This window comes from Enterococcus sp. DIV1304_2, assembly GCF_050555445.1.
Taxonomy (GTDB): Bacteria; Bacillota; Bacilli; order Lactobacillales; family Enterococcaceae; genus Enterococcus_B; species Enterococcus_B pernyi.
This window is the reverse complement of sequence record NZ_CP187851.1, coordinates 1,862,741-1,883,955: the sequence shown is the minus strand read 5'-3', so window position 1 is coordinate 1,883,955 and position 21,215 is coordinate 1,862,741. Positions and strand designations below refer to the sequence as shown.

The 21,215-nt window shown below is 36.0% G+C and carries 22 protein-coding genes and 1 tRNA gene; 11 read left to right on the top strand and 12 right to left on the bottom strand.

Annotated elements, in window-relative coordinates:
* Positions 1–101 precede the first annotated feature (101 nt).
* Positions 102–1,451, top strand: a complete 1,350-nt coding sequence (gdhA, locus tag IGJ14_RS08675; RefSeq protein ID WP_034687723.1) for an NADP-specific glutamate dehydrogenase — start codon at positions 102–104, stop codon at positions 1,449–1,451.
* Between the two features lie 110 nt (positions 1,452–1,561).
* Positions 1,562–2,908 (top strand): glucose-6-phosphate isomerase, encoded by a 1,347-nt coding sequence (locus tag IGJ14_RS08670; RefSeq protein ID WP_019722952.1) that lies wholly within the window; start codon positions 1,562–1,564, stop codon positions 2,906–2,908.
* Positions 2,909–3,253: 345 nt separating this feature from the next.
* Here the strand turns inward: IGJ14_RS08670 and IGJ14_RS08665 are convergent, their stop codons facing one another.
* Complete coding sequence (locus IGJ14_RS08665; protein ID WP_430607532.1) at positions 3,254–3,748, bottom strand: hypothetical protein; 495 nt, start codon at positions 3,746–3,748, stop codon at positions 3,254–3,256.
* 314 nt (positions 3,749–4,062) lie between these two features.
* Here IGJ14_RS08665 and IGJ14_RS08660 point away from each other — a divergent pair, with 314 nt between their 5' ends.
* Positions 4,063–4,260, top strand: a complete 198-nt coding sequence (locus IGJ14_RS08660; protein ID WP_019722950.1) for a cold-shock protein — start codon at positions 4,063–4,065, stop codon at positions 4,258–4,260.
* Between the two features lie 143 nt (positions 4,261–4,403).
* Here IGJ14_RS08660 and IGJ14_RS08655 read toward each other — a convergent pair whose 3' ends face one another.
* Entirely contained in the window at positions 4,404–5,699 is a 1,296-nt protein-coding gene (locus IGJ14_RS08655; RefSeq protein WP_195339621.1) for an ISL3 family transposase, read from the bottom strand.
* Between the two features lie 260 nt (positions 5,700–5,959).
* Here IGJ14_RS08655 and IGJ14_RS08650 point away from each other — a divergent pair, with 260 nt between their 5' ends.
* Positions 5,960–6,124, top strand: a complete 165-nt coding sequence (locus IGJ14_RS08650) for a hypothetical protein (RefSeq protein ID WP_157999840.1) — start codon at positions 5,960–5,962, stop codon at positions 6,122–6,124.
* A gap of 243 nt (positions 6,125–6,367) precedes the next feature.
* On the opposite strand, the gene IGJ14_RS08645 is transcribed toward IGJ14_RS08650, so the two are convergent.
* From IGJ14_RS08645 to IGJ14_RS08635, 3 genes are all read right to left on the bottom strand, one after another.
* A complete protein-coding gene (locus tag IGJ14_RS08645) occupies positions 6,368–7,291 on the bottom strand; it encodes an Ltp family lipoprotein (protein ID WP_019722948.1) in 924 nt (307 codons plus the stop codon).
* A gap of 179 nt (positions 7,292–7,470) precedes the next feature.
* Positions 7,471–7,899 carry an ImmA/IrrE family metallo-endopeptidase gene (locus IGJ14_RS08640; protein ID WP_019722947.1) on the bottom strand — a complete coding sequence of 143 codons (429 nt, stop codon included), beginning with the start codon at positions 7,897–7,899 and terminating at the stop codon, positions 7,471–7,473.
* Between the two features lie 6 nt (positions 7,900–7,905).
* A complete protein-coding gene (locus IGJ14_RS08635) occupies positions 7,906–8,268 on the bottom strand; it encodes a helix-turn-helix domain-containing protein (protein WP_010735116.1) in 363 nt (120 codons plus the stop codon).
* 316 nt (positions 8,269–8,584) lie between these two features.
* On the opposite strand from IGJ14_RS08635, the gene IGJ14_RS08630 reads away from it, so the two are divergent.
* Positions 8,585–8,974 carry a phage holin family protein gene (locus IGJ14_RS08630; RefSeq protein ID WP_019722946.1) on the top strand — a complete coding sequence of 130 codons (390 nt, stop codon included), beginning with the start codon at positions 8,585–8,587 and terminating at the stop codon, positions 8,972–8,974.
* 142 nt (positions 8,975–9,116) lie between these two features.
* Here the strand turns inward: IGJ14_RS08630 and IGJ14_RS08625 are convergent, their stop codons facing one another.
* On the bottom strand, positions 9,117–9,266 hold the full coding sequence (locus IGJ14_RS08625; protein ID WP_010735118.1) for a hypothetical protein: 150 nt from the start codon (positions 9,264–9,266) through the stop codon (positions 9,117–9,119).
* Positions 9,267–9,611: 345 nt separating this feature from the next.
* Between IGJ14_RS08625 and IGJ14_RS08620 the strand changes: the two genes are divergently transcribed.
* Positions 9,612–9,806, top strand: coding sequence for a hypothetical protein (locus tag IGJ14_RS08620; protein WP_019724616.1), 195 nt, complete (start codon positions 9,612–9,614; stop codon positions 9,804–9,806).
* A 58-nt stretch (positions 9,807–9,864) separates the two neighbouring features.
* Here IGJ14_RS08620 and IGJ14_RS08615 read toward each other — a convergent pair whose 3' ends face one another.
* From IGJ14_RS08615 to IGJ14_RS08600, 4 genes are all read right to left on the bottom strand, one after another.
* On the bottom strand, positions 9,865–11,664 hold the full coding sequence (locus IGJ14_RS08615; RefSeq protein WP_177187683.1) for a glycerophosphoryl diester phosphodiesterase membrane domain-containing protein: 1,800 nt from the start codon (positions 11,662–11,664) through the stop codon (positions 9,865–9,867).
* 101 nt (positions 11,665–11,765) lie between these two features.
* On the bottom strand, positions 11,766–12,362 hold the full coding sequence (locus IGJ14_RS08610; protein WP_010735121.1) for a TVP38/TMEM64 family protein: 597 nt from the start codon (positions 12,360–12,362) through the stop codon (positions 11,766–11,768).
* Positions 12,363–12,566: 204 nt separating this feature from the next.
* On the bottom strand, positions 12,567–12,902 hold the full coding sequence (locus IGJ14_RS08605) for a hypothetical protein (RefSeq protein ID WP_176285314.1): 336 nt from the start codon (positions 12,900–12,902) through the stop codon (positions 12,567–12,569).
* A complete protein-coding gene (locus IGJ14_RS08600; RefSeq protein WP_142433466.1) occupies positions 12,871–14,205 on the bottom strand; it encodes a DUF1576 domain-containing protein in 1,335 nt (444 codons plus the stop codon). The genes IGJ14_RS08605 and IGJ14_RS08600 overlap by 32 nt, the downstream gene beginning before the upstream one ends.
* 253 nt (positions 14,206–14,458) lie before the next feature.
* Between IGJ14_RS08600 and IGJ14_RS08595 the strand changes: the two genes are divergently transcribed.
* Both IGJ14_RS08595 and IGJ14_RS08590 read left to right on the top strand, forming a co-directional pair.
* Positions 14,459–15,025 (top strand): TetR/AcrR family transcriptional regulator, encoded by a 567-nt coding sequence (locus tag IGJ14_RS08595; protein WP_023519894.1) that lies wholly within the window; start codon positions 14,459–14,461, stop codon positions 15,023–15,025.
* 330 nt (positions 15,026–15,355) lie between these two features.
* A tRNA-Ser gene (locus IGJ14_RS08590) sits at positions 15,356–15,443 on the top strand.
* An 816-nt stretch (positions 15,444–16,259) separates the two neighbouring features.
* Here IGJ14_RS08590 and IGJ14_RS08585 read toward each other — a convergent pair.
* Entirely contained in the window at positions 16,260–16,823 is a 564-nt protein-coding gene (locus IGJ14_RS08585; protein WP_195476317.1) for a hypothetical protein, read from the bottom strand.
* 651 nt (positions 16,824–17,474) lie between these two features.
* Here IGJ14_RS08585 and asnB point away from each other — a divergent pair.
* Positions 17,475–19,370 (top strand): asparagine synthase (glutamine-hydrolyzing), encoded by a 1,896-nt coding sequence (gene asnB / locus IGJ14_RS08580; protein WP_019724147.1) that lies wholly within the window; start codon positions 17,475–17,477, stop codon positions 19,368–19,370.
* Positions 19,371–19,497: 127 nt separating this feature from the next.
* Here asnB and IGJ14_RS08575 read toward each other — a convergent pair whose 3' ends face one another.
* Positions 19,498–19,944 carry a DUF2188 domain-containing protein gene (locus tag IGJ14_RS08575; protein ID WP_019724148.1) on the bottom strand — a complete coding sequence of 149 codons (447 nt, stop codon included), beginning with the start codon at positions 19,942–19,944 and terminating at the stop codon, positions 19,498–19,500.
* 217 nt (positions 19,945–20,161) lie between these two features.
* On the opposite strand from IGJ14_RS08575, the gene rpmG reads away from it, so the two are divergent.
* Together rpmG and IGJ14_RS08565 are read left to right on the top strand one after the other, a co-directional pair.
* Complete coding sequence (rpmG, locus tag IGJ14_RS08570) at positions 20,162–20,326, top strand: 50S ribosomal protein L33 (RefSeq protein ID WP_373865805.1); 165 nt, start codon at positions 20,162–20,164, stop codon at positions 20,324–20,326.
* An 82-nt stretch (positions 20,327–20,408) separates the two neighbouring features.
* On the top strand, positions 20,409–20,900 hold the full coding sequence (locus IGJ14_RS08565) for a dihydrofolate reductase (RefSeq protein ID WP_010735128.1): 492 nt from the start codon (positions 20,409–20,411) through the stop codon (positions 20,898–20,900).
* Positions 20,901–21,215: the final 315 nt, after the last annotated feature.

Here is a 21,215-nt window from a genome sequence, read left to right as displayed (position 1 = left end):
ACAGAGAGTGTAGCATATTTGAAGACGATTCGCAGAAAATGTTTTGACCTATGATTGAAATAAGCTAAAATAAAGTCAGATGAATAAAGGAGCGTGAACCTATGTCAAATGCAAAAGAATACGTACAAGCGATACAAGAAAAACTTCACCAAAAAGATGACGGCCAAATCGAGTTTCTGCAAGCGGTCGATGAATTTATGCCTACGGTCATCCAATTTTTAGAAAAAAATCCAGAATACATTGAAAAAAATATTCTAGGGATTTTAGTAGAACCAGAACGAGTGATCCAATTCCGTGTTCCTTGGCAAGATGATCAAGGAAACTGGCAAGTGAATCGTGGGTACCGAATCCAATACAATTCAGCCATCGGACCATATAAAGGTGGCTTACGTTTTCATCCAAGTGTCAATTTGAGTATTTTAAAATTCTTAGCATTTGAACAAATTTTCAAGAACAGCCTGACAGGCCTACCAATCGGTGGCGGTAAAGGCGGAAGTGATTTTGATCCAAAAGGAAAATCGGATAATGAAATCATGCGCTTTTGTCAAAGTTTCATGTTGGAACTGGCAAAACATATCGGACCTTCAATTGATGTACCGGCAGGCGATATCGGTGTAGGTGCTCGTGAAATCGGCTATATGTATGGTGCCTATAAACGATTGAAACAATATGATGCAGGCGTTTTGACAGGGAAACCTTTAGATTTCTGGGGAAGTAAGATCCGAACAGAAGCAACAGGTTATGGCTTAGTTTATTATGTAAAACATCTATTGAACGAAGAACAAGATTCATTTGCTGACAAAACAGTGATGGTTTCAGGCAGTGGAAATGTGGCAATCTATGCAATCGAAAAAGTCCATGAATTAGGTGGGAAAGTCGTTACTTGTTCTGATTCAGGTGGCTATATCTATGACCCAGAAGGTATCGATCTTGATCTATTAAAAGAATTGAAAGAAGTCAAAAGAGCCCGCTTAACAGAATACGCCAAAGAACGCTCATCGGCTGAATACCACGCAAATGAATCGGTTTGGACTTTGAAACAAGCGGCTGATATTGCTTTACCTTGTGCAACGCAAAATGAAATCGACGGACAATTGGCAGAGATCCTTGTAGAAAATGGCGTGAAGATCGTCGCAGAAGGTGCGAACATGCCATCCACATTAGATGCTGTTTCAGTCTATGAAAAAGCAGACATCTGGTATTGTCCAGGAAAAGCTGCCAATGCTGGTGGTGTAGCTGTATCTGCGCTAGAAATGAGCCAAAATTCACAACGTTTGGTGTGGGAAAGCAGCCAAGTTGATGCGCAACTTGATGAGATCATGGCAACAATCTATCAAACATGTCGTCAAACTGCCAAAGAATTTGGCAACGAAAAAAATCTTTTGCTTGGTGCCAATGTGGCAGGTTTTGAAAAAGTCGCAAAAGTAATGGCTATGCAAGGTTTAGTCTAAAAATGGAAGTTTCTTGCAAATATTAGAAGCTTCTCGCATATTTGCTTGAAAAATAATAAAAAAAAACGTAAAGTATATCTGTAGATTGAAACTTTTAAGGAGGAACAAAAATGGCACACATTCATTTTGACTATTCAAAAGTTGCACCATTTGTCAATGAACATGAGTTAGGCTATATGCAGAGTCAAGTTACTGCTGCAGACAAATTATTACGAGAAGGAACTGGCGCAGGTAGCGATTTCCGAGGATGGATCGACCTACCTACGAACTACGACAAAGAAGAATTTGCTCGTATCAAAGCTGCTGCTAAGAAAATCCAATCTGATTCTGAAGTCCTTGTGGTCATCGGTATCGGTGGTTCTTATTTAGGTGCTCGTGCAGCAATCGATTTCTTACAACATACCTTCTACAACTTGTTGGGAAGCGACAAACGCCAAACACCACAAATTTTCTTCGCTGGAAACTCAATCAGCTCAACTTATCTTGCTGACTTGATCGAAGTGATCGGCGACCGTGACTTCTCAGTAAATGTCATTTCAAAATCAGGAACAACGACTGAGCCAGCCATTGCATTCCGTGTATTCAAAGAATTACTTGTTAAAAAATATGGTCAAGAAGAAGCAAACAAACGCATCTACGCTACAACAGACAAAGCAAAAGGGGCTGTTAAAGTAGAAGCAGACGCAGAAGGATGGGAAACATTTGTGATTCCTGATGATGTCGGTGGACGTTTCTCTGTATTGACAGCAGTTGGTTTATTACCAATCGCCGCAAGCGGAGCAGATATCGATGCCTTGATGCAAGGTGCTGCCGATGCAAGCAAAGCTTATTCAAGCGACAAACTTGAAGAAAACGAAGCTTACCAATATGCAGCAATGCGTAATATTCTTTACCGTAAAGGCAAAGTTACTGAATTGTTGATCAACTACGAACCAGGAATGCAATACTTCTCTGAGTGGTGGAAACAATTATTCGGCGAATCAGAAGGTAAAGACCAAAAAGGAATCTACCCTTCAAGTGCAAACTTCTCAACAGACTTGCACTCACTTGGACAATACATCCAAGAAGGACGTCGCAATATCTTCGAAACAATCGTAAAAGTTGAAAAACCACGTAAATCGATTACAATTCCAGAACAAGCAGAAGACTTGGACGGACTTGGTTATTTACAAGGAAAAGAAATCGACTTTGTAAATACAAAAGCTTTTGAAGGTACATTATTAGCTCATACAGACGGCGATGTACCAAACCTATTAGTTAAAATCCCTACAATGGATGCTTACACATTAGGTTACACAATGTACTTCTTTGAAATTGCTGTCGGCATTTCAGGTTACTTGAATGGTATTAACCCATTCGACCAACCAGGAGTAGAAGCTTACAAGAAAAACATGTTTGCTTTACTAGGCAAACCTGGGTTTGAAGATCTTGCGAAAGAATTGAACGAACGCCTGTAAGATGGGGGTTAGAGAAGATTCTTAGTAATGCAAACGACTAAACATGTAGATACCATTTTATTTTAGTGGTACTACATGCAGAAAAGACAGCCGATTATTGGCTGTCTTTTTTTTTATGTAAATTGGACCAGTTGACCAGTTTCTTTCTTATCTGGATTGTTTAAAAAATCATCTGATTTACTTATAGCACGTTCTTTGACAAGGAGAGAGAGGTGAGCATATATCTGGGGGGAGATACTTCTTTGTAACTGAGTATAAATGGAGTGAGAAATATATTTATGGAGGTAGGATAGGTTGATCAAGGTTTATTGACAAATAAAGCCTACTAAATTTTTGGTTAAATAATTAAACTGCGTTTCTGTATGCATCAGTTATTGTGATCGTTCCTTCCTTAGAAACTCGATAAAAACCTACCGATCCTGATCCTCCTTGTTCAAGAATTGATTTACTTTGTGCATGGAATAGATAGTCTGATTCAATCATTTTATAGAAAGTAACCACGATATCCTCATTTTGTAATTCAGGAGAATCACTGATAAGTACTTGCATTGCTCGTTCCTGAGAGGTTATTGCATTACCTACAAGGGGCGAAGAAGCAGCCGCTGATTCCGTTGTTACCTCAGATGATTGAGTAGAATTTATAGCTTCTTGAATTTGTGAAGGTTGAAATATTGATGAATTTTCTTGAGACGAACTCTTTTCATTTATTGAATTTAGTTTGATATTACTCGTTGAACTTATAGATTGGTTATCTGACTCTGTATTTTTTGAGGTAGTTGTCTCACAAGCAGCGAGTAAAAGAAGACTAGTTACCATACCAATAAAAACAATTTTTTTCATTATAATTTCTCCCATATATATTATTTATTTATCGTACACTTCATATATATATTGTAAAAAGATAAGACATCCAAATTAGCGTGATAATAATAACTTCCATTAAACTTGTTTTGACTAGAGATAGGTATCATAAACTCTAATGATGTTTTGCGAGAGTTATTATTTGTGTTCTTAGCTGATACATGCTATATTATATAAGTAATCTAATTTGAAACGTAATCTGAGCGATATATTCACACTATAAAAACTCCTTTTACTAAGTAATATTAATTGCAACAAAACACGTATGATATACGTAATAGGAGGAAATATATATGAATAACGGTACAGTAAAATGGTTTAACTCAGACAAAGGTTTTGGATTTATCACTGGTGAAGATGGACAAGATGTATTTGCACATTTTTCAGCTATCCAAGGTGAAGGCTTTAAGACTTTAGATGAAGGTCAAGCAGTTACATTTGATATTGAAGATGGTCAACGTGGACCACAAGCAGTAAATATCAATAAATAATTCAATAGACGACTTTGAACCATCTCTTTGTGAGATGGTTTTTTTGTTATTAAAAAAATCAGGCTCTTTGTCAATAAGGACTGATGAGTTGCGAAAAATTAAATCTGGGTCAGAATGAACCACATTCTGGCTCAGATTTTTTGTTATCTCACTTTGATTAATTGATTGGTCAAAAAGATTCTAATTTTCATGTTCTCAAATGATCTAAATCCGTAGGATACTCGTTTCATCGTTTTTATGTGGGTATTCTTTGCTTCTATTTTTCCATTGGAGTAAGGATAAATCATCGCATTGGCGATGCCTTCTTCGTAGGTCAAAAGGTTTTGAAGTTTCTCACGAAAGCCGTCATCTAACGTTTCGGGAAGTTCTGCCAATAAGGAGAAAAACAAGTCAGGGTCTTTATCTCGAAAAGCTTCAACTAATTCATGGAAAAAGGGATACGCCTCCTTTAGGGGCTTAGAAAAGCTAAGCAATCGATCAATCATCATTGCTTCAGTAAGAAATGGGTATTTAGGTGCTCGGAAACTTTTCCATGTTTTATACTCATAGTGGTTAATGTTTGCACGATTTTTTAGCAGAAAGCGCCAGTTCTTTTTCAGTTTTTCTGCATGGCTTTTCTGTCCTGCTTTACGCAGTTCATTCATTTCACGGATACGCAACTCATTGAAAGCTTGATTCATGTGTTTGACAATATGAAACCGATCAATCACTACTTTCGCATTTGGCAGAACGCGTTTGGTGAGCTGGAAGTAGGCGGCGTTCATGTCTGTGACTAAGAATTTTACTTCTTCTGGATTGGTGCAGCCCAAGAAATAGTTTGTTAATCGAGGTAATTTACGCGTAGGTAAGATATCAATTAAATTACCTGTTTCTCCATCTGCGCAAATAAAGCTCATTTTATCTTCTATGGAAGTGTGCGAACGAAATTCATCAACCATCAATACTTTGGGGAGAATCCTCTTAGTGGGCTTTGGTAAATAGCTTTTAAACTCTTTTAATGTACGAATAACGGTGGTCAAAGATACCTGACAGCTTTTCGCAATAAAAGATAAAGAGACTTTTTCAGTCAGTAAAGAAGCAATTTTATATCTGACATGATCCGCAATTGAATGTCTTGGGCGGACAAAATAGCTTTGAGCAGTCCAATGGGTTCGACAGTTTTTACAGGTATAGCGTTGCTTTTTTAAGCGCATAACCATTGGCATATGATTGTATTGTTCAAAGCGGACAATGATTTCTTTCTTCCCATTTTTCACCACTATTGCTTTCCCGTTTCCATCTACCACAGTAGAACCACAACTTCTACAGGCACAAGGATCAGGTGAGAGAATGGCATTAATGACCAATGTCTTTTCCTTATGAAAGATCTCGTAAGAGATCTCAGTAATCATCAAATCTTTATCTATTAATCTTAGCATTTTTTTGATAGAATCATTCATATAGCATATCGTCCTCTCAGTTGTTTATTTTGTGGTGATTTAATCATACTAGAGAACGATATGTTTTTTAATACCTAAAATGAAAATGGGACTGAAGAATCAATTTTGATTCATCAGTCCCATAAATTATAGAGCCAAAAATCATAAGAGGAAAACTATATGGACTACTTGATCTTGGCAAATAGATAGTCCATCTGGCTAAAAGGGGCTAACTATAATAGTCACTTTGATTGGAAAACAGCAAACTATACAGTGGAAAAATGAAGAAAGAATTTGTAGATTGGGAATCAGTGATTAGCGCAAAAGAAAGAGACAAAGGTGTGGGATTTTGGACTCTTATAGAAGAAGATATTATCGACACAAATGGATATACCTTTGATATTACAACCATTTTGTCACATCAACATAACGAGGAAAGCATATGAGCCAGAAGTTAGTTTAAATAGGTGAATATCTATTATGGGAAATAGGTTTAGTGAATTTTATATAAAAAATACAACATGAAGAGCTATATGAGAAATCGGGATATTGGGAGTAACTAAGGGTAATGATTAGTTTGGGCAGTTGGTGCAGGTGCTAAGTAAGATACTTTAGATGTTGAAATATAAAAAAAGACTGTAGATAGTTAGTAAGACCAACAAACACCTACAATCTTTATTTAAATATTATTATTCGTTTAAATGTTGTATCGCATATTCAGCTTCTTCTGGTGTAAATTGTTCGCCATACTCAGAAATAAGTTGATCACGAATTGCTTCAGGAGACATAGCCATTTGTTCTTGATAAGATTTAGCTTTTGCTAGCGCATTTGCATTGTAATCAGTTTGCAAATTATCTACAGCATATTGAGCTGCTTCTGGAGCAAATTTTTCTCCATATTCAGAAGTAAGTTGTTCATAGATAGCTAATTTAGACATATTCATTATTTCTGAGTAAGATTGTGCTTTCGTTAAAGCAGACTTATATTCAGTAGGCAAACTTGCTTCAAGTTGTTTACGTTCTTCTTCTTGTTTTTTTGCCGCTTCGGCTGCAGCCTTTTGTTCTGCTTTTGCTGCTAGAACTTGCGCATTTGGCTTGATAGTGATCTTAGAACTTTTAGAATCTTTATCTATACTAGTATAAATAGTTAATTCCTTGTTCTCGTCTTCTGTCATTTCATAAACAAGACTAAAGTTACCGTCACTATCTGCTTCAGTAGCATCTCCGACAATACCTAGTCCAACACTCACTCTAGCGCCAGGGTTAGTTTTCCCCGAAATTGTAGCCTTATTCGATGAATCACACTCGATTTCAGATGGTATTTCCAATAAAAGATTTATCTTTGGAGCAGAACTTTGAGTTGTGGTACTAGTGGTTTCTGAAGTGATAGTTGAATCATTTTTTGTTTCAATAGTGGATGTCTGTTTTGTTTCCGCTTTAGTGTCTTGTTTACTATTCTCTGAACTTGCGGGGGTAAATACACTAATTAATAATATAGAAATTATAACCGTAGCAATCGAAATATTTCGATTTTTTTTATTTGGAACCTTTTTGATAAAATACCAAATACCTACACAACCTAATAAAAATGTTAAAGTAAATAAAGTACTCATATTTAACTCCCTTTTCCTTGATGAATACTCATCATATTTTATATACCCAATTTAACTTTTTCCATTACTCCTTCCTTGTTTCTTACTCCCATTTAACGGCAGGTAGTAGTAGTCGCCAAATCTATATTATCGAGGACTTACCCCACTAAGTCCTAAATAAACATAAAATAGTACACTCATTAAATCAAAAACCGATAACAACTCTCTGGAAGGCCATAAAGTCTTGTCAGCTCTTCCACTTCTCTTGGGTAGGTTTCCGTATCTTCTTTGTACAAGGAAACGATCAAGTTCGAAGCAAAGCAGTTAGCTTCGCTCTCAGATTTGCTTCTTGAATTTCTAGAGGACACATAGTAACTAGAGATTTCTCGATGGAACAAAGCGTGTCCGAGTTCATGGGCACAAATATAAAAACGTTCTTCTGATTCTTTCAGTGAGTTGTTCAATAAAATAATAGGGGAGCCTAATAGTTCTTGAAACTGTCCTTTTGGATTATCGAGAAAAGAAACATATCTGATTTCTATTCCTAATTTTTCAGCAATCACAAAAGGATTGGCGGTATCATAGGTACGCTTCAGTTCGCTTACTAGTTTGATAATATCCATCTCCATATATGCTCACTTCTCTTTGCCACGTTTTCGAAATTCCCAGAAAAGCCCCGTCAATACATCTTTCACACGTTGCTTTTCTTGTTCTGTCAATGTTTCTCCACCATACGCCATATTGACATTTGAATTGAGCATTTTGTCTAACTCAAATAAATCATCTTTATTTGCCCATTTTGGCGCTTGGTTGCTGCCCAATAAGAAATCAGTTGTTACCCCAAAATAATCCGCTACTTTTTTTAAATTTTCCGACTTGGGTGAAACACGATCCCATCTTCGGATCTGGCCATTAGAGATTCCTACGGCACGTTCGACTTCAGCAAAGGTTACTTTTTTTTCTTCTGCTAATTGTTTGATTCGCGCAACTAGTGTCATAAGGAACCACCTTTCTTGATATTCAAATAGCATAAAAGTCATTATGGTTGACAATTAGCTTTTAAGCTATTATAGTTTGCTTATACACTGATTCAATTGTTCGAAAAGTTAAGAATACAGTTACTTAAAAGTTCTTTCGATAAAGCATGCTTAAGATAAAGCGTATTCTTATGATTTCTATTGACTTTATAATAGCTTAAAAGTTATTTTGTGTCAAAGATGATGAACATTGAATTGTAATCAAATTGAAGTAGTCTGTCGGAATAGGTAAGATCAAACAAAGGTTAGGTATTCCAGAAAGTGGAGGGTGAGCAAAATGATTGTAGAGAATGCTGTGGTATTGAATGAGTTTAGAAATCTTGTAAGTAATGTGTACATTCAGATTTTTGTATTGATTCTATGTCTTGATTTTATTAGTGGTATCTGTCTGAAAACAGGAAAAAAGAAACGATTCAAACGTTCTGTGGTAAAAGATGTAATCAAATATTTGTTGATTTTACTTATTGTTTTGATTGCTTATCCCTATCTCAAAATTACAGGTTTTGAAGCAATTGGTATTGCTTTGGTTTTTTCGTATTGTGCGATCTATGGCTTGTCCGTTATTGAAAATCTAAGGAAACTAGGAATACCTGTACCTGATTTTGTTAAAGTACGTTTGAAAAAATGGCGTGATTTCTCAGAGGAGCAGGGGAAGTACAAAAAATGATCGATAGGATTTTCTTAAAAGTGCTGCTAGGATATTCTTCTTATTTGGAGTAAACAAAAAAGACGTTTCTATGGCTCGTTTAGCCAAAAACGTCTTTTAATTCTTTATAGAATTATCAGCTGACATGAAAAGGGAACACTCCTTAGTTAGATTCGTGTAGCGCTTTTACTGCTTGCTCAATGGTGATCCCATAAGCGATGTGTTGTTCGTTCATTGCATCGATTGCCATGAAGCGATTCGTTGAACTATCAAATGCTACACGATAGCTGATGCTTGTTTTTGTGAATGTCATAGATATTTCTCCTTTCATTGGTATTTGTGTATTCATGAAATTTTTCATAAAACTTCCGAATACACCTTAAGTTTAGCACCATTCTAAAATTTGGGCAATCAATGTGCTATAAGATAGCTGTTGCTAGTTTACTTGAAATTAATTCTCTGAGATTCCCATCAATAATCCAATCATTAATAAGATAAATATACCAGTTTGAATATAGACCATCATTATTCACCTCTTTGACCCTAGTGTAGCTCTTTTTTAGCTTGGACTCACGAACAGTGGGGGATAAAGTTCAAACAAAATTGTCATATTTTTGGTTGGGATGACTGAAATAATAGTAACGAAGGAATCAAAATAGTGAAAATTGGAAGCGGTGAGCAAACACTTGCTTTGAGATATTTCGCAAACTTCATTATAATAAAAGAAAGGGGGCGAATCGCTATGCAAAAAAGAAAAAATTCTGGTAAACTAAGCATTTTTCTAGCAGTTATATCTGCTATCCCTGCTGTTTTAGCAGTCGTTCGAGCTATTAAGGAATCAAAGCAAAGATAAACTAAATAAAACGTGTCGCTTACTTATCCGATGGGATAGTGAGCGACACGTTTTTATATTAACCAACACCTAGAACAAAGTTTAATAACTTGTCTGAGTAAGTAATTTCTCCTTCTGACTCTCTGACCGTATCATTCAATGCTTGCATATCATCTGTAATAATACCATCTACACCATAAAACATCATTCGGCTCATGTCGTCTGAATCATTAGGTGTCCATACATAGACTTTCTTACCATCCTGATGGGCAGAATCAATAAAGTTACGATTGATCGTACTGTACTCCATGGTTAAGAAATCCGCAGGTGTTACTGGAGGACCAACTAGATTAAAAGGCAAAATGTAGCCAACATAAAAATTTGGGTTTTCAGCTTTTAGATCTGAGACTGTTTGATAAGTCAAACTTTGTAAAATATGTCCATGTATTAAAATAGTTTCTTCATATTTTTTAACAAAGTTTTTGACTAAATTATCCGAATCTTTTCGAGTCGTTTTGATTTCGATCAATAATTTCTGGTTCAATTCATTTGCTCGTTTTAAATACGTATCGAATGAAACCAATGGTTCTTTGGCACCATTTTCAGTCACAGTCAATTTTTCCAGTTCTGCTAAAGTTAGGTCTTGAGGTGCTTTATTGACTCCAGTCAAATTTCTTAAATTGAAATCATGCATGACCACGAATTGACCATCTTTTGTTTCTTGGATGTCCATTTCTACATAATCTGGATGATAATCTTTGCTCGTCTTTTCTAGTGCAGCAATCGTATTTTGTGCGCTGTTCCCTAAGCTAACGCCACGATGGGAAATCGTTAAAGGTTTTGTTTCAGAAGCAGATGTCAGGTAATTCATATTGTAAATACAAACACCAACACCAAAGAAAACAGCAAATAAAGTAAACGCAGTATTTTTTAAAGCTGTGTGTTTTTTGGGCACTTCTTGTGAAGAGAACCAGCTGGGAATATCTGGTAAGAAACCTTCATCATCCATAAAGTCTACAATGACGTAAAAAATTCCGACGGTAGACATCACAATATTGAACAAAAGAACGCCTTGTAAGAGTGTCATGGCAAAAACAGCACTAATCAATGAGTAATCGGAGAAATATTCCTCAACAAAGATCTGACCTGACAAGATTGCCAAGTAACTGATTGTTGAAATCAATAAAATCGTACCACTGATCACTAAAAATTGACCTGAAATCGCAAAAAAACGTGCTTTGGTCAAACGCCAACTCTCACGGATCGCTTCACGAAAAGGGCGATCTCTTAAAATCATTTCAGGTAATGCAAAGATTAAACGAATCCCGATATAGCCGAGGAAGACATAGACAAGTAGAAAAGAACTTACGATGATCCAGCGGTTAGTGAAAATAAAATCCATAATAAATGCAGGAATTTTTATTTTAGAAAGTAAGTCTGAATTAAAACTTAATCCGCTGATTGGTAAAATCAAAAAAAAGTAAGCTAAGAAAAATAAAAAAATCATCGGACGAACTTTTTTTATTTGTCGGATGGTCAACTGCAATAATTGCTTCAATGAAATTGGTTCTTGTTTTTTGATGAAATAAACACTCATTAGCAAAAAAGTAAACTCAAAATAGACTAAGAGCAAAATCAACAATAAGACAGCAATCAAGGAGAAGAAAACTCCTGGATGTTGCGAAATCAGTGTGGGGATATTATCCGTTGAAAGATAATCGATCGACCCACGTTGTAAAATCAAGCGTGTCATACTACCGAGCAAAGGCAAACAAATAAACAAAATAAACCCATGCATCAGAACTACATCACGAAAATAAGCTTGTGTTCCTTTAAGGAAGTCCCAAGCATTTCCTAAACTTCGTTTTAAATAAACGATCATTATTATCACCTACTCCTAACATTATAGCGCAAAAAACATAAAAAAGGAGTACTGCAGGAATCTTTCATTGCAGTACTCACAGTGTATCTATTAAGAAATTATCCTAACAAGCCAGTCAGGAAGTTACCACCATAAATCAATGCCATGCTGTACAAAAAGATCGATAAGGGTTTAGCAATCAAAATAATCAACGTGTATTTTTTGACTGAGATATTTGTCAAGCCAGCCATTAAACACAAGGCATCGTCTGGTGCTACTGGTAAGAAGATCGCTAGCGCAAAAAGCTTTTCAAAACGACTTTGGTTTTCTAACCAACCAATATATTTGTCATATGTTTTATCACTAATCATCGACAGGATAAATGGTTTTCCATATTTTCTACCTAATAGGAAAATAATGATCGAACCGATACAAATACCAACGTAATTATAGATAAAGCCAGCGTAAGGACCAAAAATCAGGACACCTGCTGCGGTGCTGATCCCCCCAGGAATGATCGGTATAACGACTTGCAGTATTTGGATCAAGATAAAGATTATCGGTCCTAAAATAATTGAATCACCTACAAGACCTCTTAATGCGTTCAAATCTTTAAAGACGCCTAGATTAATAAAATAAATCGTAAGTGCAATTGAAAAACCAATACCGATGATCGATATAATATTCATTAATTTACGTGATACTGCAACGTTCATCCCTAGTCAACTCCTTCGAGGTTTTCATCTGATAATTGTATTTTACCTGAAAAGCGTAACTGCGCGCCACTATTTCAAGTGAGAAACAACAAACAATTTTGTAAGTTCAAACCAAGTATAGAGGATGAAACAAAATAAAACATCCATCTAGAGTCTTATTTACTTAATTTTATGATCTATAAAAGGTTCATGGCTATTTCACATTTAAATTCGGCGAAAAATCTTGATGTTTAAAATTGGCGAATCATACATGATTTCTACATCATCGATCAGATTCCCAAGTAATCGATAGGATTCTTGGCCATGAGAAGGGGTGCCTAGCAACTCGTGGTAATAGATCTCCATACTAGGATCTCTAGGTGTATTCAACAGTGAGGCCAATGTATTCAAATCTTTTGGCGGATTTTTTGTTGTTCCTTGGAATTCGATATATAGTCCTTCATCTGTATACTCTAAGCCAATACGAATCTCCTTGATCTCGTGTTCGTAAAGATACGTGAGAAATTCATCAATGATCCTCTTTGATAGTTCTTTTTCCATTTCCATGTGCGTTCTTTCCCTTCCCGGTAAACGTAAAATTTTCTAGGATAGGCACTAGTATACCAGCAATAAATCCCGTTGAAAACCCACTATTATATAGATTCAATCCTCCATGCAAGTTACTGAGATTATGGACAAGAGTAATATGTAAAAAGCCTGCAATCACTCCATAAACGCCGCCATAAAATCCACTGATCGGGGCAAGCCCTGTACCGAAAATCGCAGCTACGAGCATGGTCGTATCGGTCATATCATGCATCGTTCCTAATATTGAGGCAATGTAGATACCAATCAAAATCGGAAAACAATTTTTAACATGACTTCCGAATGAGCTGAAACCAGCCACTGAGATGATTCCTCCCACCACAGGCCCATTTAGCACACCACCGATCAGCAAGACGTAAGACATCAATAACAAGCCAACCAAGCCCATATTGATCAAGGTGGCGCCGATACCTGATGTGCCGATGAAATCTGTTGTTAGTTTTCCAGAAGACTCAAAGATTTCACGTAATCCTTTCAATTTGAATGCGTTAAAGAAGAAGCCACAAACAGCGGTTGATAAAAAGAATAAAAAGATGATCCAAGTCAATTCGTGGTGGTAATCAGTCGAAAGAATCGAGTGTACTTCGATCGAATAACTAAATTGCCGAAGAATACCTGTTACCAACATAGCAATCAACCCTGAAGTAAAACCAATATTATAAAGTGTAAAACCACGATGAAAGGTCAGAGTCTGAACAGCTAGGATCGGCAATAAAAAACCAACGATCAAACCGGCTAAATTACCCAAGAAAGCACCTTGAAGGATTGGTAAACCCATCCCGAACGTAATATAGCTGACAACTGGAGAGAGTGCACTACCAAATAAGCCAATCATTACATATTGAGAAAATGGTTTGTGCATAAAATAGGCATATAAATAAACACCGAGGATAATGGAGATGGAATTGTATAGATTTTTCCCAAAGAATGAAAAACCCGCGACAGTCAATATGGAAGCAAACATCGCACCATTCAACATGACTTTATGGCGATAGGCGAGTAACACAGAAGAGAGTGTAAGTAAGCCTACATTCATAAATGCGCTTCCAAATCCGCCTAAAGCAATATAATCAGTCAAGAGATTACTTGGAGAGGTCATGATGACCGTTAGTCCAACAAGATTATTTGTCAAAGAATCACTGAGCAAGCCAATAATCAAAAAAAACAATCCTGAAAAAATAAGGTAAAAATAGTTTTTCCTTTGAGAAATGATTCTTTTTTTAGGATGAATATAAATAACGTCACTTTTATTCTTCATTACACACCTTCTTTTCCTTTTTATTTAACTATAACTTGAAAGAAAACTTTAGGTCAACTTAAATTCAACACAAAATCAAAAATTGTAAGGGGAAACAAATTACGTAAAAAAATATTTAGAAAATTGAGAAAACCAATAAAAAACACATATATGCTTTAAAATATAACAATTTAGGTATATTATTTGCAAAAATTGATCAATATCGGTTAAAATAAAAGAACAGAGACTGTAGCATGAAGTGGGGGAGTTTATTATGAGAAGAAAAGTCTATACGAAGGATCAAATTCTGAAAGCTGCATATGAAGTTGTTGCTAAAGAAGGATTTAAAGGTTTCACTGCACGAAATATCGCGAAGAAGATGGGGATATCTACCCAACCGATTTACTTAGAGTTCAAAAATATGGAAGATTTAAAAAATACGCTATTAGATGTTATCTTCCAACAGTTAGAAGAAGAAGTGTTTCCTGTAGAGCGTACAGGAGATAAAATCATCGATTTAGGATTGAATTATATTTATTTCGCTAAGAAAAACCATAGCCTTTATATGGCTTTATATATCGATGAGCATGGAAATGGTCAAAAGATGCATGATTTTTCTTATAATTATTTCCGCAAGTTATTAAAAGAGGACGCCCGCTATAAAGATTTATCGGAAGAGTATATTGATGCGCTTCATACTGGTACTTGGGTAACCATCACTGGTATTGCTTCATTGATGTCTTCTAGTATTATGCATCCGACAGAAGAGCAAATCATTTCGATCATCAAAACGACGGTCGATTCTGTACTTGCAATTGAAAACCCAGAAAAAATACGTTAATTACAACAGCATGAGGTCGAGACAGAAGTGTTTAGCCTCTAGAAATAAGACGCCATCCACGAAAAATGTTCTTCAAATTTTTGTGGATGGCGCCTTATTTTTCGAAGAGGTTACTTCTACTGTTAACGCCGTTTCTTCGTTTTTTGGTGGTGCGAGAAGACGAATGTCCCGTAAGCTATTTTATTCCAATCCTGTAATTTGAAAAGTGTTTTCAAATTTAAACATAACAGTTATGGTATTTAAATGACCAGTTTACAAAACAAATAAGATGAACTGGAGTGCATAATACCTCTTGACATTTGTAGAAAAAAGATTAAAAATAGTAGGCATGGAAGGTTGGCAGAGTGGTAATGCACCGGACTCGAAATCCGGCGAACCGGCTAACACCGGCGCGCAGGTTCAAATCCTGTACCTTCCTTTTATACCAACGGTTAGACACGATTTAGATCGTGTCTTTTTTGTTGAATTTTTACCCTAGAATATTTTTTGACTCCCCTTTTGGTACTCCTTTTATCATTTTACATACTCATCTCATGTGATTTGTAAATTTACAAACACAGTCTATTTTATGTATAAAGAAAGTTCTCTATAAAAAGAAAGAAACAACAAGGGACAGCCTAGCTATCCCTTGAAAGTCAACCGTTATGGCAGTCTTTGCAACAGTAGCGACATCCATCGAAACTTTTGGATGTGTGGGTTGTGCTTGCTTTATGTAGGGCTTCTTCACATGTAGAAAATACGCCAATAAAAAGTGCATCCTCTGGACAATGCGTACATGAGATCACGTGGACTTCGTGATTTCCTCGATCATCTGTTTTTTTGTTAAAATAATAAATTGCCATCTATATCTACCATCCTGATTTATTTCAACGTCTTGTTCGTTGATAGTATAAATTATACGGGAAGGTTGAGTGATCATGAGGATTATTTTTTCGCTATGATGGAAGAGGTTGTTTAAAAAAAATCTTGCAATAAAAAGGATGGAAAAAAATTTATTATTAAAGTAGCGATTGCTAATCTTGATTTTTTTGTCGTTGAATCTCAAGTTATTGCTTTTTGTTGCTCGCAATAAAAAAATCAATTAGCTTCCTAGCTTGAGGAATAAATAATTTTTATTTAGAAGAAGATAAGCGCAGAAATCCAAACAACGGTGTAGTCTTTTTTGGTTTCTGCGCTTGTTTTCTTGTATTCAAGTAATCTGTTCTCTTTAAATATATTTTCTATTTATCTGAAATCAGCTAATATAGCCATGATTTTTTAGGGATTTTTGATGTTCGCAAGGTGTTCCGACGATCGTGAAAGGAGTTATTTTAGTCGTCGTCGTTTGCCCATTCCATTCATAGGCGTAATTTCTGCCGCTCCAATTCTTGTCGCAAGCGAAGCAGTGATATTCTACCTCTATTCTTCCAGTTGCGTCTTCTGCTTGAATCCAGCCGATAGACTGAGCGGTACCGTTCGTGATATTCGCTTGATTTAAATCCCAATCATAAGGATCTGAGCTAAATGCACTCAATGGTGTAGCAGGTGTATTCATTGCTTTTTCCAAAACTGGATCTTCTGTTTGCTTTTGTTCTGTAAGTGTTTGGTTTGCAAATGGTCGATTCTTTTCGCTTGTTGTTTCTGTTGTAGTTAATGAACGTTCGGTACTTTTTGTCTGTGAAGTATTCGTGGCTTCTTGAACTGCCGTATTTTGGATTTCTGGGGCAAATAAAGGAAATAGCATGATTCCTAACATAAATGCCCCAATAATAGTTGTTACCCCTAACAATATCCCCAATAGTACTTTTCCGATTTTCATGTTGATCCTTCCTAACTTTAAAATAAAATATGTTCTTAAATTGAGCATCTCCGAAATTCGTTTTTTCGTCAAGTGATTTGATAGCAGGTTACAGTTATTGTATATTGATTTTTATTACTTGAAATTTACCTATTATATAAAGTGAAGCAGGTAGTACAAAGAGTTACTCAGTTATTTTCAAATGTAATAAGAGGCAAATAAAAAGTTTTTTTAATATTGTGCCGAGTAGTTCTCGTTTCTACCAAACAGAATAACTGACTTTTTTTTCGCATGATGATTTTCTTACATGCCGACGTAAAAGACAGTGATGGATAAAAGGTATCCTATCAAAGCGCAAGTAAAGAAGATTTTAGATTGAAATAAAAAATGAAATCGCTTGTTATTTTGAAGATATACGTCTACAAAAATCTCCCTATTTATGAATAACATGAAATATTTGTAAACTATAGGAGAATCCAGTAGCTTCCTAGGATAAAACATGTTAAATTAATTGTTGAGTCTACTTTTTTTAAAGATAGAGATTTTTCATTTTTATTTGTTTTCATGTGACGAAATTGTAAGAGTGAAAATCATTCATTCTGGATGCCTTCCTGTGATAAGATTCATGTGGACATAATAATGGAATAGTAATTTTAGTAGGATGTGAAATAAATGTGCGGAATCGTAGGATTTGTTAATGACAAAGATAATAAAAAAGCAATCATCAATGACATGATGGATCGCATCATTCACCGCGGACCGAATAGTTCAGGTGAATACATTGATCGTGATGTGGCTTTGGGTTTTAGACGTCTAAGTATTATTGACTTAGAAGGGGGCACACAGCCCATTTACAATGAAGATCAAACAAAGATCATTATTTTTAATGGAGAAATCTACAACTATCAACCACTTAGAAAAGAATTGATCGACGCGGGTCACATTTTCAAAACCCATGCAGATACAGAAGTTTTACTGCATGGCTATGAAGAATGGGGCACTGAGTTATTGCAAAAAGTACGTGGAATGTTTGCTTTTGCGATTTGGGATAATGAGAAAAAAGAATTATTTGGTGCAAGAGACCATTTTGGGATCAAACCATATTATTATGCTGAAATGAACGGAACATTGATGTTTGGTTCTGAAATCAAGAGCTTCTTACCACATCCAGATTTCAATAAAGAATTAAATCGGGAAGCATTGAAACCATATATGACGTTCCAATATTCTCCTTTGAATGGTGAAACTTTCTTTAAAGGTGTCTATCGTTTGCCAGAAGGTCATTATTTCACTTACAAAGATGGCAAAATGGATATCCAACAGTATTGGGATGCGAACTTTGAAGAAAAGGGCACACAAAGCCGTCAAGAATGGATCGATCAAATTGATGAAACTGTGAAAGCATCGATCGAAGCACACACGATCAGTGATGTGGAAGTTGGCTCGTTCTTATCAAGTGGGGTCGATTCAAGTTATGTGACTTCTGTTTTGAAACCAGACCATTCATTCTCAATAGGCTTTGATGATAAAACCTATAATGAAGCAATCGAGGCGCGTAAATTAACAGAAATGCTTGACTTGGATAACACCGCAGCTGTCATTGATGGAGACATGTCCTTTAAGGCTTTCCCTTTGATCCAATACCATTTAGATGAACCGGATTCTAATCCATCTTGTGTACCGTTATATTTCTTAGCAAATCTTGCGGCACAAAGTGTACGAGTCGTTCAATCTGGTGAAGGGGCAGATGAATTATTTGCTGGCTATCAATCGTATGGCTTCCACACGAATTCAAAATTTATCCGAGTGATTGCCCAAGGATTGAAAAAATTACCTAAAGGAACGCGCTATAACTTAGGAAGAAAAATCGGTAAGATGCGTAATTTCCATGGTAGGATCCATTTATATGAATCATTAGCGCCTGCCAAAGAATATTTTATCGGGCATGCACGGATCTTTGAAGAAAACGAAGCAGCCAACCTGTTGACTCCAGAGTTTCAACAAGCCCCAACAGTCAAAGAAATCATGGCAGAACATTATGCGAAAACGGAAGGAATCCAAGACGAGATCAACAAGATGCAATATGTTGACTTACACCAATGGATGCCAAAAGATATTTTATTGAAAGCCGATAAACTTTCAATGGCAAGTTCACTGGAAGTGCGAGTACCATTACTAGATATCGAAGTGATGAAATTAGCACAACAGATCCCAAGCAAGTATTTATTGAATCAAAACAATACGAAAGATGTCTTTAGACAAGCTGCGAATAAGCATCTGCCTGAGGAATGGTCAAATCGTGTAAAACTTGGGTTCCCTGTACCGATCAAAGCTTGGCTTAAAGAAGAACATGGCTACCGCCAAGTAAAAGAATTATTTACAGCTGATTTTGCGAAAGAGTTCTTTGATCAAGCGAAAATCATCCAATTACTTGATGACCATCATGAAGGTAGAAGTGAAGAACAACGTAAGATTTGGACGATTTTCAGTTTCTTGACGTGGTACAAAGTTTATTTTGTGGATGAAACGATTCCTCAAGCTGAACCGATCCAATATGTAACAGTTTAGAAGGTAAAATATTTTTTCTAATGAATAAAAAAACGAAGAGTGCCGATCCATAATGGATAGACTCTTCGTTTTTTGTCGTAAATTGACATTGCTTGCTTTTTTAATCCAAACAAGCGATGAGGAACAATCAATAATGCACTTCTCGCTCGAATGTACCATCTTTTTTGTAGATCATTAAGGAAGTCTCTTTATTACGAGCTACTTCTTTGCCTTTTTCAACGGCTTCTTCCTTATGGTCGAAGTGATTGCTTGCTTTTTCAGCTCCTTTTGAGCGAACGATCCAGTGCTCCTCTTCAAACTTTACTTCGACTGTAGCATCTAATAATTTCGCCGCTCGTGGATTGCTATCATGCTTGTCATTTTTTTGTGGATTTTTCTCTTTTGAGAAAGCTTTCTTCTCTTTCTCATCTGCACTTTCAACCCATTCTTTCGCTTGACTGATCGCAATCGGGATTGCACGATCATCAGGATAGCCTTCATCTAAAAGCGCATTGCCGATATCGATTGCTTTCTTTTTCGTCAATTCTTCCAAGTTCTTCATGGCTGGTGGAAAATCTTTCATATTCCAAGGCATAGTTAACTCCTCCTAAAAGAATAATTGATTTTACTACTATAACAAGTGTAATCTCAACTTGGTAAAAAGAAAAATCATCTGTTTCAATTTTTGCTGTGCTTATTTTTTTCTCGTCAAGTAGAACTACTTAACAAAATCGTGAAAAAGGCTAGCAATCTGATAAAAATCATGGTAAGATAATCAAGTCTGAGAGTCATCTTAGAGGATTCTAGTATAAATGGGAGGGAAAATCATGCGCGTAAACATTACTTTAGAGTGTACTTCTTGTAAAGAACGTAACTACCTAACTAACAAAAACAAACGTAACAATCCTGATCGTTTGGAAAAGCAAAAATATTGCCCACGCGAACGTAAAGTTACTTTGCACCGCGAAACAAAATAATATGTCTAAAAAAGTTTGGGTCTGTACCCAAGCTTTTTTATTTTTAGTATAATCAAGTAGTAGATGAAAGGAGCGAGTCAAAATGTTTATTTCCATGTGGGCCCAAGACAAGAATGGATTGATCGGTAAAGATGGGTTATTGCCTTGGCGTTTGCCAAATGATATGCGTTTTTTCAGAGAACATACGGTGGATCGTTTATTAGTGATGGGGCGTAAAACATATGAAGGCATGGGCGATCTATCTCTTCCTTATCGCCACATCATCGTGTTGACTACCCAAGAAGATTTTGAGGTCAAAGAAAATGCAGAAGTCATGCATTCAATCGATGAATTATTGGCTTTTGCGGAGACTGTTTCAGAAGATATTTATGTTTCTGGTGGAAGTCGGATCTTTCAAGAACTATTGCCCCAGACTGGGATCATTTGGCGAACACTGATCGATGGTGAGTTTGAAGGAGATACGTATATTGGAGAAATCGACTTTAGTGATTTTGAACTAGCAGAAGAACATATCGGTATCACGGATCAAGAAAACCATTATGCCCATCGCTTCCAAAAATGGGTAAGAAAGTAAGCTCTGATCATTGATGCATAAAATGGAGGATTGAAAGAAATAAAGGGAGATGTTCAAGATCATGGGAGCATCTTTTTTTTGTCTTTTTTATAGAGAAACAGCTAAGTCAAGCGAGCGTTGCTCCTTAAGATTTAGCTGTTTTTTTGTGTTGTATAAAGAACATATAAAGAAATTTCTTGAATATTAACACTATCTTTATAGTCCTTTGTCTATGATGAAAACAAAGGAGAGGAAGAAAATGATCTTATTTTTAGGTTGTATCAGTATTATTTTGTTAGCTTATCTATTCTGGTTTTTATTTAAGGGGGAAGAGCA

Bases quoted from the DNA above. Each gene is read 5' to 3' on its own strand.
- gdhA (WP_034687723.1), top strand. From the start codon at position 102: ATGTCAAATGCAAAAGAATACGTACAAGCGATACAAGAAAAACTTCAC.
- IGJ14_RS08670 (WP_019722952.1), top strand. From the start codon at position 1,562: ATGGCACACATTCATTTTGACTATTCAAAAGTTGCACCATTTGTCAAT.
- IGJ14_RS08665 (WP_430607532.1), bottom strand. From the start codon at position 3,748: ATGAAAAAAATTGTTTTTATTGGTATGGTAACTAGTCTTCTTTTACTC.
- IGJ14_RS08660 (WP_019722950.1), top strand. From the start codon at position 4,063: ATGAATAACGGTACAGTAAAATGGTTTAACTCAGACAAAGGTTTTGGA.
- IGJ14_RS08655 (WP_195339621.1), bottom strand. From the start codon at position 5,699: ATGAATGATTCTATCAAAAAAATGCTAAGATTAATAGATAAAGATTTG.
- IGJ14_RS08650 (WP_157999840.1), top strand. From the start codon at position 5,960: ATGAAGAAAGAATTTGTAGATTGGGAATCAGTGATTAGCGCAAAAGAA.
- IGJ14_RS08645 (WP_019722948.1), bottom strand. From the start codon at position 7,291: ATGAGTACTTTATTTACTTTAACATTTTTATTAGGTTGTGTAGGTATT.
- IGJ14_RS08640 (WP_019722947.1), bottom strand. From the start codon at position 7,899: ATGGAGATGGATATTATCAAACTAGTAAGCGAACTGAAGCGTACCTAT.
- IGJ14_RS08635 (WP_010735116.1), bottom strand. From the start codon at position 8,268: ATGACACTAGTTGCGCGAATCAAACAATTAGCAGAAGAAAAAAAAGTA.
- IGJ14_RS08630 (WP_019722946.1), top strand. From the start codon at position 8,585: ATGATTGTAGAGAATGCTGTGGTATTGAATGAGTTTAGAAATCTTGTA.
- IGJ14_RS08625 (WP_010735118.1), bottom strand. From the start codon at position 9,266: ATGACATTCACAAAAACAAGCATCAGCTATCGTGTAGCATTTGATAGT.
- IGJ14_RS08610 (WP_010735121.1), bottom strand. From the start codon at position 12,362: ATGAACGTTGCAGTATCACGTAAATTAATGAATATTATATCGATCATC.
- IGJ14_RS08605 (WP_176285314.1), bottom strand. From the start codon at position 12,902: ATGGAAAAAGAACTATCAAAGAGGATCATTGATGAATTTCTCACGTAT.
- IGJ14_RS08600 (WP_142433466.1), bottom strand. From the start codon at position 14,205: ATGAAGAATAAAAGTGACGTTATTTATATTCATCCTAAAAAAAGAATC.
- IGJ14_RS08595 (WP_023519894.1), top strand. From the start codon at position 14,459: ATGAGAAGAAAAGTCTATACGAAGGATCAAATTCTGAAAGCTGCATAT.
- IGJ14_RS08585 (WP_195476317.1), bottom strand. From the start codon at position 16,823: ATGAAAATCGGAAAAGTACTATTGGGGATATTGTTAGGGGTAACAACT.
- asnB (WP_019724147.1), top strand. From the start codon at position 17,475: ATGTGCGGAATCGTAGGATTTGTTAATGACAAAGATAATAAAAAAGCA.
- IGJ14_RS08575 (WP_019724148.1), bottom strand. From the start codon at position 19,944: ATGCCTTGGAATATGAAAGATTTTCCACCAGCCATGAAGAACTTGGAA.
- rpmG (WP_373865805.1), top strand. From the start codon at position 20,162: ATGGGAGGGAAAATCATGCGCGTAAACATTACTTTAGAGTGTACTTCT.
- IGJ14_RS08565 (WP_010735128.1), top strand. From the start codon at position 20,409: ATGTTTATTTCCATGTGGGCCCAAGACAAGAATGGATTGATCGGTAAA.